Raw genomic sequence first — 9918 nt, 5'->3', positions numbered from 1 at the left:
CGACTTTGTCCGTCTCTAGCCCGAAACCCTTAGGCGAGCAAATGGGCCGGAGCGCTAACCGCCTCGACCCACTACCTTGCCACGCCGCAGACCCGGTCTGAGCCTCCTTAAGCGCAGCTTTTTTGATCTCTGATTCTGCTCACTTGGCCCCACCCCCCTTAATCCCTCCCCATCAAGGGGAGGGAAACACAGGCTGAAATGCCGGTGTTCATCGTCTCCCTCCCCCTTGATGGGGAGGGGACAGGGGTGGGGGGAGCCCCGATCACGGCTCCGCAATCCCCTCCCCGCCACTCCGGAGTCGTCCGGCGGACAGGAGGGATCGCCCCTACGGCTTCAGCAGCTTGGCCGTATCGATCAACTGCACGAATTCGGCGCGATAACCGCTTTCGTCCGTGCCGCGGGCGCCCTGGGCAAGGGCCTTGATCGCCTCCCAGCTCATATCGCCGTAGTTGGAGCCCTTGAGCTTCTGCCCGAAGGCGGCGACGGCAGCGGCGAACCGCATGTCATCCGATGCCTTGGCCGCATCGGCATAGACCACGCTTGGAGTTACTGGCTGCTCGATCAACTGGCTGACCTTCTCGTTGGGCAGCTTGTAACGCATCTTGAGGAACGCGATTTCCTGACTCCCAGCATCGGTCGTTGCCACCGCCGCACCCGGATCGGTTACCGGCTTGCTGCCATAGCGCAGCGGATCGACCAGACCGGCGCCGACCGGGGTAATCTCATAGATGGCCGTCACCGTGTGTCCGGCGCCAATGTCCCCGGCATCCACCGCGTCATTGTTGAAATCCTCGCGGTTGAGCGCGCGGGTTTCATAACCAACCAGCCGGTATTCCGACACCACAGCCGGATTGAACTCCACCTGCAGCTTCACATCCTGCGCGATGGTTTGCAGCGTCGAGCCGCCCTCGGCCACCAGCACTTTCTGGGCTTCCTTGAAGCTCGAAATGTAGCTGGCATTGCCATTGCCGTTCTGCGCCAGCGCCTGCATCGTCGCGTCATCGAGATTGCCACGGCCAAAACCGAGCACCGAAAGCGAAATGCCCTCGTCGCGCTTGGATTTGATGAAGGTGGTCAAATCCGCCGGATCGTCGATGCCGACATTGAAATCACCATCGGTGGCCAAAATTACCCGGTTGATGCCGCCATCAACCTTGTGCTGCTCGGCCAGTTGATAGGCCAGATCAATGCCCTCGGCGCCAGCGGTGCTGCCCCCGGCGGAAAGATTATCCAGCGCCGCCAGAATCTTCGTCTTGTCGGTCGCCTTGGTCGGCTCCAGCACCACGCCGGCGGAACCGGCATAGACCACGATCGACACCGTATCATTGCCCGAAAGTTGATCCACCAGCAGCGCAAACGCCCGTTTCAGCAGCGGCAACTTGTCCGGCTCATCCATCGACCCAGAGGTGTCGATCAAAAATACCAGGTTCGACGCCTTATCCTCGCTCACCGGCGGCACGTAGCCCTTGATGCCGATTTCGAGCAGTTGCGTCTTCGGGTTCCACGGCGTCGGAATCACCCCCATGCTGGCCTTGAACGGCGCTCCGGCGCTGTCTGGCCCGGCATAATTGTAGGGGAAGTAATTGATCATTTCTTCGAGTCGCACCGCATCGGGCTCGGGCACATACCCGTCCTCCAGCATCCGCCGCACATAGGAATAGGACGCGGTATCGACATCGATCGAGAAGGTCGAGACCGGATCGGTCGCCACCACCTTGAGCGGGGATTCCTCGAAATGGGCAAACTCATCGCCGCTCGGCATGGTCGCTGTCGGCGCAACGGTCATCGACGGCATCGGGGCGGGTGCCGCAAAGCTATCGCTTTCCATCATTATCCCGCCAGCCGGCGCCTGCATCCGCAGATCGGCGCTGGGCGCCGCGGCAGTGGCTGCATTGCCCGCCACCTGATCCGCCAAAGCATCCACCGGCGCCGCTTCGCGGCCCAAGGCCAGTTCCGGCCTGGGCTCCGGGGCGACAACGGGTTGCTGCGCCACGGCGCCCGACACATCCTTTGCCTGGGCCTGCTGAGGTGTCACCGGCGCCGGCTTGGACACGCCATCGTCGGTCTTGGCCGCTTCTTTCGGCGCGGCAACTTCAACCTGTTGCTGCGGTGGCGTCACCGGTGGCACCACCACCTGCTTGAGATCCGGCCGCGTCATCGCGGTGGTCGAATACAGCTGGTAACCCAGCGGCAGCAGCAGCAAGGCGACGACGGCAGTACCAAGAGGAATACGCGTATCCATGATCCATTGACCCTTCATTTGAGAGACGATGGATTTGAGACGCGCGCCCCAGCCACTTCCTTGGGTGGCGGGCGCAGATTTTTTTACATCACTGGTTTTGGCCGCTTCAAACGCTGTCATGCTGGCCGCAAACGCCCGCTGCCGCGCCGCAGCGCTCGGCTCTGGCACCTCGATCCGGCGCAAGGCTGCAAAGTCGTCGTCGTTCATCTCATTACTCATAAAAGCCCCCTCAGGGTCTTTTTCGCTTCGTGTATGTGCCAGGACACAGTCGCCTCCTTGCACCCCATGATGTCTGCCGCCGCCGCGTGGCTCATATCCTCGGCATAAATCAGCAACACTGCATCGCGTTGTTGATCGGGCAGTTCACGCACTTTGGCCCAGAGCTGCCCGGCGGTCGCCGCGTCTTCCTGTTCGGCTGGGAGGTCCTGCGGAGTGACCAGCGCCAGTGCATCCACCTGCCTGCCACGCCGGCCCCGCGCCCGCTGCATGTCGCGCACCGCATTGAGCGTGATCCGATAGAGCCAGCTCGAAAACGCCGAACGGCCATCAAAGCTGCGGATCGCCCCAGCCAGCTTCACACAAACATCCTGCGCCACATCCTCGGCATCGGCCCGGTGGCCGCACCATTTATAGGCGGTGCGAAAGATCAGGTCATAATGCAGGTTGACCAGTTCGCCGAACGCCGGCCCGTCGCCTTTTTGCGCAAGCGCCACCAGCGCGCGAACCTGCGCGGCTGACTCCTCCGGCGATGCTGCGACCAATTGCGGCGTCAATTGTCCTGTACTCGATGCCTTGCCTGCATCACTCTATGGCTAAGACGCCGACCCGACGCCAGTCCTTGGGTGCCGGCATCAAATTTTTCCGTAAGGCGTGACATCGCCGCGCCAAGCGATTATCTGGCCAGCAACAAGAGGCGGACCCAATGGACGAACCCAAGCTAAGCCCGTTCAAGCTGACCGGACCACGGATCATCATCGTGTTCTTCGTCGTCCTTGCCGCGGCCCTGATCCTGTCGGCCACGCTGGGTGGCCTCAATTCCTATCAACACCTCAAGGAAGGCGCCCAGGCCGCCAAGGACGCCGCTGCAGCAGCGCCGGCTACCAATTAGACCGGCGGAGGACCATAGATCCAGGCTCCGTGCTATCCTAATCCTCCGCCAGAAACCCACCGGACTGCCGCGCCCACAGCCCGGCATAGATCCCGCCCTGCTCAAGCAACGCTTCGTGCGTACCGGCCTCGACGATCTGGCCTTGATCCAGCACCACGATCCGATCCATCCGGGCAATCGTCGACAACCGATGGGCAATGGCGATCACGGTCTTGCCCTCCATCACCCCATAAAGCCCATCAAGGATTGTCGCTTCCACCTCGGAATCCAGCGCCGAAGTCGCCTCGTCCAGCACCATGATCGGCGCATTCTTGAAGATCGCCCGCGCCAGTGCCACCCGTTGCCGCTGCCCGCCGGAAAGCTTTACGCCCCGCTCCCCGACATGAGCGTCATAGCCACGCCGGCCCTCGGCATCCTGCAATTGCGCAATGAAGCCGCTGGCCTCGGCCTTGTCGGCTGCCGCCGCGATGGCCGCGTGATCGATGCCGGTCGCGCCGTAGCCGATATTGTCCCGCACCGAGCGATGCAGCAGCGCCGCATCCTGCGTGATCATGCTGATATGGAGACGCAGGCTCTCCTGCGTCACGCTGGCAATATTTTGTCCATCAATGGCGATGACGCCACTTTCGGCATCGAAGAACCGCAGCAACAGATTGACCAGCGTCGATTTGCCGGCCCCCGACCGCCCGACCAGCGCCACCTTTTCGCCCGGAGCGATCGTCAGCGTCACCCCGTTCAATCCACCATCGTCTCGTCCGTAATGATGCCTGACATCGCTGAACGAGATGCCACCCCCGGCAAACTCCAGCGGCCCGGCATGCGCTGCGTCAGCGACCTCCAGATCCTGCGCCACCGTCTTCAGCGACTGTCGCGCCGAACCTGAAAGGGCAAACAGCGAGGACACCGCATCGAGCATCCACTCGGCCATGCCGGTGATCCGAAAGCTCAGCGCCAAAGCCGCAGCCACCAGCCCCAGCGGCGCGCCGCCGCCCTGCCACAACGCCACCCCGAAACCGGTCAATCCCACCAGCAGCAGGCTGCTCAAAAACAGCATGCCGGCATTGATGGTCACTTCGGTGGTCTGCACGGCAATAAATGCTTCGCGCAATTGGGCAAAGCGCTGCTGGCTCTCGCGGTCTTCGCTGGCTGCGTTGCCGAACAGCTTGATGGTGTCGATATTGCCGTAACTATCGACCAGCAGGCCCGAAACGCCGGAATAACCCGCCTGCAGCTTGGCCGACTGGCGCACCAGGCGCGGTACCGCATAGGCCATCAACCCGCCATAGCAGGCAATCCACAACAGCAGCGGCACCAGCAGCCGCACATCAATGCTGGCAATCAGCCACACCGATCCGGCAATGTAGATCGAAACGAAGGCCAGCGTGTGGATCACCGAATAAGCCACGCCGGTTGCCGCTGCGCCCAGATCCATCACCTGCGAGGCAATCCGGCCCGACAGGTCACTGCGAAACCATCCTACCGATTGGCGCAGCACATGCCTGTGCGCCCGCCAGCGCACCATGGTCACCGCATTGGGCCGGAAGGCTATATCGTCCAGCGCTTCGCGCACGTAGCCGGCCAATGGCCGCGCGATCAGCACAAACAGCCCCGCCGCCACCAGTTGCGTGCCATGAGTTGCCCAGAGCTGGTCGGGTCGGGTCGAAGCCAACAGGTCCACCAGCGTGCTGGTATAGCCGATCAGCCACACCTCGATGGCGGCGCCGACCACGGTCAGCGACAGGCTGCCCAGAATGACAAAACGGAATGGCCACAATTGTTCGACCAGAAACCGCCACAGGTTTTCGGGCGGCGTGGTGCTATCGGTAAATTGAAATGGATTGACGAGGCTTGCAAAGCGACGAGACATGAGCGCCCTCCGGGGGCAAGATCAAATTTGATGGGCGATCCAAAGCTCAGCCCGAAATTCGGCACTGCGCTTTAGAGCGAAGTTTTAGTGCCGAATTTTCTCATCAAAATTATCTCCTCATATCGGCCAATGCTGGCCAATCGAATAAGCGCTTTTAACCAATATTTCGCAGGGCGACCACCCCTTGCTACCAATCCGCCACCGTGTGTTGCCCGATGGCCTCACCGCCCTGTCATCCACATCGAGTTGAGGTGCGATCTGTGTTGGAACCGGGGCAGCAGTCGTCACCCTCCCCCTTGTGGGGAGGGAAGCGAGATAGGACTTAGCTTGCTAAGTCCGTCGTCGAGCAGGGTGGGGGGTATGCCTCCACATACCCGGGCTGCCAGTAGGACCCCCACCCCTGTCCCCTCCCCACAAGGGGGAGGGAGACGGATAGAGTCGGGACGCAGTTATTGCATCAAGCCGCAAACACCTGCGGCACCGCCTCGGCGATAAATCCGCCGCCCAGCACTTCGGATGTGCTGCTGTCATCGGCGTAAAACACGCAGGCCTGCCCCGGCGAAATGCCGTATTCGCCCGCCGTCAGCGTCACGTAAACCTGCTCATCGCGCATTTGCACCACGGCTGGCTGTGGCCCGCGCGTTGAGCGCACCTTGACCTCCATCGGTGCGCCATTGCCCGCCGTGAACTCGGCCAGCGCCCGCGCGCCCAGCCAGTTTACATCGCGCAGCCGCACGGTATGGGTCTTGAGCGCCTCGCGCGGCCCCACGATCACCCGACCGGTCTTGTGTTCCAGCTTGATCACATAAAGCGGTTCCGCCGCTGCAATCCCCAGGCCCTTGCGCTGCCCGATGGTGTAATTGACGATCCCCTCATGGGTGCCCAGCACGCGCCCATCCAGATGCACGATCTCGCCCGTCGCCACCGCTTCGGGATGCATCTTGCGGATGATGTCGGCATACTTGCCCTGCGGCACGAAGCAGATGTCCTGGCTATCGTGCTTTTCAGCGATCTCCAGCCCCATCTCGCGCGCCAGTTCACGCACCTCGGCCTTGCCCATGCCGCCGAGCGGAAAGCGCAAAAACTCAAGCTGTTCCTGCGTTGTCGCGAACAGGAAATAGGTCTGGTCGCGCTCGGCATCGACCGGACGGAACAACTGCCGCCGCCCATCCCCGCCCCGCTTGGACTGCACATAATGCCCAGTCGCCAGCGCATCGGCGCCCAGATCGCGTGCCACCGCCATCAGGTCGACGAACTTGACCGACTGGTTGCAGGCAATGCACGGCACCGGCGTTTCGCCCTGCTGATAGGCATTGGCAAAGGGCGCGATCACCGCATTCTTGAAGCGCTGCTCATAGTCCAGCACGTAATGCGGAATAGTCAGCGTTGCAGCCACCCGGCGCGCATCGTGGATGTCCTGGCCGGCACAGCACGCGCCCTTGCGGTGCGTCGCTTCGCCATGATCGTAAAGCTGCAGGGTAACGCCGATCACCTCATAGCCCTGGCGGGCAAGCAGGCCGGCAACCACCGAAGAGTCAACGCCGCCAGACATCGCGACAACAATGCGCGTGTCTTCCGGGCGCTTGGGGAAATCAAGCGAGTTCAACATTTTTATCTCTCATCCGGGTGGGTTCAAGGGCCAGCGGAAGCCCCGGCTTTTACGCCACTCCGCCGCCGGGATCAAGAACCGGCCCACCCGGCAGCTTTTGCCGCCCCGAGGGACAAATCCTGCCGTTTCGAGCCCATCCTCCTCCCGCGCTGATTCCGCCAGGTCGGCCAAACCATTGCAAAATAAAGAATATTTCTGCGGCCATCAACTTGGCAAGCGGCTTGCATCGTGTGGCTTGGATTATTTGTACAAGAGGCAGCTCTCCGTGGCGTCGCACCTTTCAGTCAGCTACACGTCCAGCACCGGCGCCAATGTGACCAAGGCCCTCGGCCAGGCACAGTCCCAGCCCGCCGCCGATGCCATCCAGGGCATCGCCGGCCTGTTTGCGTCCATGCTCGGCGGCGGCACCGATACGCCCCCCGCAGGCACCACGGAAACCACCCAGACCAGCCAGACCAGCCAGACCAATGTCGATATCAACCTGGCCGGCCTGATCGGCCTGTCGCTCGATGCCGGCACCGACGATACCGCCACTGACAAGCCCGCGACCGATACCACCGTCGATCCATCGACCGTCGTCGTCCAGCAGGTTGTGGCGGCGCTGCCGTTGTCCGCCCAGCAGCCAGCCGCCGACCTGATCCAGTCGCTGAGCGAACTCAATACCGCGCTGAATAATGGTCAGGCTCCGGCACCCGAACTGCTCGACAAGCTGAACAAGCAGCTCGATGCCTTGAGCCAGGCGCTCGGCGTACCCTCCGATGCGGCACCATCGTTTGACGACATGCTCAAACTTGCCAGCACGCAGTTGCCGAACGATGCGAGCGCCGAACTCAAGCTCAATCAGAAGCTGGCAAGCCTGGCCGTAAACCTGGCAAATTCCGGCGCCGCCACGGACACCGCCAATACCGCGCTGCCCCAGCAGGTCGCGACCAAACTGGCCCAGTTCGCCCAGACGCTGGCCAATGGCACCGTTCCCGCCGAAACGCTCAACAAGCTCGGCCTCAACGCCGACGCGCCCAGCATTGACCCGACGCTGAAGACCGCGATTGCTACATTGATCGATGGCAAGGCCCCCGCCACAACCACCAGCACCAGCACCAGCACCACCGCATCGGCGGCAGCACCGGCTCTGGCAACGCCCGCACTTGAACTGCCGGCATCGTCCATCACCAGCAAGACCACCGCGGAACCCAAGACCGCCACGACTTCTGCCGATGCGCCCGCTGATCCGAAGGCGGCATTGACCACAACGGCCAGCGCGAAGGTAACCCCTTCGACCGATACCGCCCCTTCAGACGGCAAGGAAAAGGACAGCAAGAAATCCGAGACCAAGGGCATTGCCGCCGCCGTCGCCGGCAAGGCCGACCTGGCCGGCGATAATTCGAGCACCAATGCGGTTGGCCCCCAGCCCGCGACCAGGGTCGAGGCTCCGGCCGCAGCAAAAGCTGCGTCCACGGTTTACCAGACCAGCCAGCAGCAGCTCAACATCCCCCAGATCGCCTTTGAGATGGTGCGCCAGTCCCAGCACGGCAATTCGCGCTTCCAGATCCGGCTCGATCCGGCTGAACTGGGTCAGATCGACGTTCACCTCGATATCGACAAGACCGGCACGGTCAATGCCCGCATGGTGGTGGAGAAATCCGAAACGCTGGACCTCATGCAGCGCGATCAGCGCGCCTTGCAGCAGGCCTTGCAGCAGGCCGGGCTCGATGGGTCCAAGACCACCCTCGAATTCTCCCTGCGCCAGAACAATTCCGGGCAGGACAATCAGCAGAACCAGGGCCGCGACAGCTTTCCGCAGCTTGGCGAAACCTCGCCTGCCGAGGAAACGCCAATGCCGGCCATCAACCTTTACCGCGGCAATCTTTCGGCCAGCGGCGTCAACATTTTTGCGTAGGAGGCTCTCATGGCCGTCAGTGGCGTATCCAATACCAGCACAACCAAAAACTCGACAATCAGCGGCTCCGGCTCGACGCTGGCCGGAAATTTCGACACGTTCCTCAGCATCCTCACCACCCAGCTGAAAAACCAGAGCCCGCTGGACCCCATGGACACCAATGCTTTCACCCAGCAACTGGTTGAATTCAGCGGCGTCGAGCAGCAGCTCAAGACCAATACTTTTCTCGAGGCGCTGCTAAATTCCAGCCAGGCCTCCAGAAACACCGATGCGGTCTCGTTCATCGGCAAGGAAATCAATGCTGCCGGCACGCAGGCCGAACTCAAGAATGGTGGCGCGACCTGGGCCTATAACGCCGCCGCCCAGGCTTCGAACGCCGTGGTCACCATCAAGGATGCCACTGGCAACGTGGTCTATTCCGAAAAGGGCTCGCTCGCCCAGGGCCCCGGCAACTTCCTGTGGGATGGCAAGGGCTCGGACGGAGAGACCAAGCCAGATGGCGTCTATACCATCACCATCGATGGCAAGGATCTGTCCGGCAGCAGCGTCAGTGTCACCACCGCAACCACCGGCGTGGTGACCGCCGTGGACTTCTCCGGCACCGAGCCAGTCCTGACCGTTGGGCAGAGCAAGATCAAACTCTCCACCGTAACCAGCGTCAAGATTCCGGCATCCACGCCCGCAACCTGACCCGAAACGGGTCACGCCACTGTGATAAGGGCCGCCGGCAATGCCCGGCGGCCCTTGTTTATGGCGAATCCACCAAGTTTTTCAGTGTTCAGAACTGAATCAACAGCCTGCGCCAGTGTCTTGAAATCACTGGGCATTCTTAACCTGTTGTAAGTTTCCCCTTAGGGCAATTTTAAGGCCATTACCCTACTCTGTGATCATATGGTCAGGTTGAGTAGAGAGTAAAATGACCGTACAGATGCGCCCTCGCGTTAAGTACGTAATCGGACCGGACGGAAGTCCGCTCACGATCGCAGACCTCCCCCCGAAGAATACTCGGCGGTGGGTCATCCGCAGAAAAGCGGAAGTCGTTGCCGCCGTGCGCGGCGGGTTGCTCAGCCTCGAAGAGGCCTGCGCCCGCTACACATTAAGCGTCGACGAGTTCCTCAACTGGCAGGCTGCCATCGACAAGCACGGTCTTGCCGGTTTGCGCACCACCTGGATCCAGCACTATCGAGAAGGCTAA

The 9918-nt window shown here is 61.8% G+C and carries 8 protein-coding genes; 4 read left to right on the top strand and 4 right to left on the bottom strand.

From position 1 onward, the window contains the following. Positions 1-325: 325 nt before the first annotated feature. Positions 326-2449 (bottom strand): VWA domain-containing protein, encoded by a 2124-nt coding sequence (locus ABIT12_RS01165; protein ID WP_348044526.1) that lies wholly within the window; start codon positions 2447-2449, stop codon positions 326-328. Between the two features lie 8 nt (positions 2450-2457). Further along, positions 2458-3003, bottom strand: a complete 546-nt coding sequence (locus ABIT12_RS01160) for a sigma-70 family RNA polymerase sigma factor (RefSeq protein ID WP_348044524.1) — start codon at positions 3001-3003, stop codon at positions 2458-2460. A 161-nt stretch (positions 3004-3164) separates the two neighbouring features. Between ABIT12_RS01160 and ABIT12_RS01155 the strand changes: the two genes are divergently transcribed. Continuing rightward, a complete protein-coding gene (locus tag ABIT12_RS01155) occupies positions 3165-3350 on the top strand; it encodes a hypothetical protein (protein WP_348044522.1) in 186 nt (61 codons plus the stop codon). A 37-nt stretch (positions 3351-3387) separates the two neighbouring features. On the opposite strand, the gene ABIT12_RS01150 is transcribed toward ABIT12_RS01155, so the two are convergent. After that, entirely contained in the window at positions 3388-5217 is a 1830-nt protein-coding gene (locus ABIT12_RS01150) for an ABC transporter ATP-binding protein (protein WP_348044520.1), read from the bottom strand. Positions 5218-5674: 457 nt separating this feature from the next. After that, positions 5675-6826, bottom strand: a complete 1152-nt coding sequence (gene mnmA, locus ABIT12_RS01145) for a tRNA 2-thiouridine(34) synthase MnmA (RefSeq protein ID WP_348044518.1) — start codon at positions 6824-6826, stop codon at positions 5675-5677. Between the two features lie 265 nt (positions 6827-7091). On the opposite strand from mnmA, the gene ABIT12_RS01140 reads away from it, so the two are divergent. The 3 genes from ABIT12_RS01140 to ABIT12_RS01130 all read left to right on the top strand — a co-directional run bounded on the left by ABIT12_RS01140 (position 7092) and on the right by ABIT12_RS01130 (position 9918). Next, complete coding sequence (locus ABIT12_RS01140; protein ID WP_348044516.1) at positions 7092-8723, top strand: flagellar hook-length control protein FliK; 1632 nt, start codon at positions 7092-7094, stop codon at positions 8721-8723. A 9-nt stretch (positions 8724-8732) separates the two neighbouring features. Beyond that, positions 8733-9413, top strand: coding sequence for a flagellar hook assembly protein FlgD (locus ABIT12_RS01135; RefSeq protein ID WP_348044514.1), 681 nt, complete (start codon positions 8733-8735; stop codon positions 9411-9413). Positions 9414-9639: 226 nt separating this feature from the next. Next, the gene (locus ABIT12_RS01130) at positions 9640-9918 is read left to right on the top strand and encodes a DUF1153 domain-containing protein (protein ID WP_192658665.1); all 279 of its coding nucleotides are present in this window, start codon (positions 9640-9642) and stop codon (positions 9916-9918) included.

This window comes from Devosia sp., assembly GCF_039927955.1.
Classification (GTDB): Bacteria; Pseudomonadota; Alphaproteobacteria; order Rhizobiales; family Devosiaceae; genus Devosia.
This window is presented reverse-complemented; position numbering and strand designations above follow the sequence as displayed.

Excerpts from the sequence above, each read along its gene's own strand:
- ABIT12_RS01165 (WP_348044526.1), bottom strand. The coding sequence starts at position 2,449 with ATGAACGACGACGACTTTGCAGCCTTGCGCCGGATCGAGGTGCCAGAG.
- ABIT12_RS01155 (WP_348044522.1), top strand. The coding sequence starts at position 3,165 with ATGGACGAACCCAAGCTAAGCCCGTTCAAGCTGACCGGACCACGGATC.
- ABIT12_RS01150 (WP_348044520.1), bottom strand. The coding sequence starts at position 5,217 with ATGTCTCGTCGCTTTGCAAGCCTCGTCAATCCATTTCAATTTACCGAT.
- mnmA (WP_348044518.1), bottom strand. The coding sequence starts at position 6,826 with ATGTTGAACTCGCTTGATTTCCCCAAGCGCCCGGAAGACACGCGCATT.
- ABIT12_RS01135 (WP_348044514.1), top strand. The coding sequence starts at position 8,733 with ATGGCCGTCAGTGGCGTATCCAATACCAGCACAACCAAAAACTCGACA.
- ABIT12_RS01130 (WP_192658665.1), top strand. The coding sequence starts at position 9,640 with ATGACCGTACAGATGCGCCCTCGCGTTAAGTACGTAATCGGACCGGAC.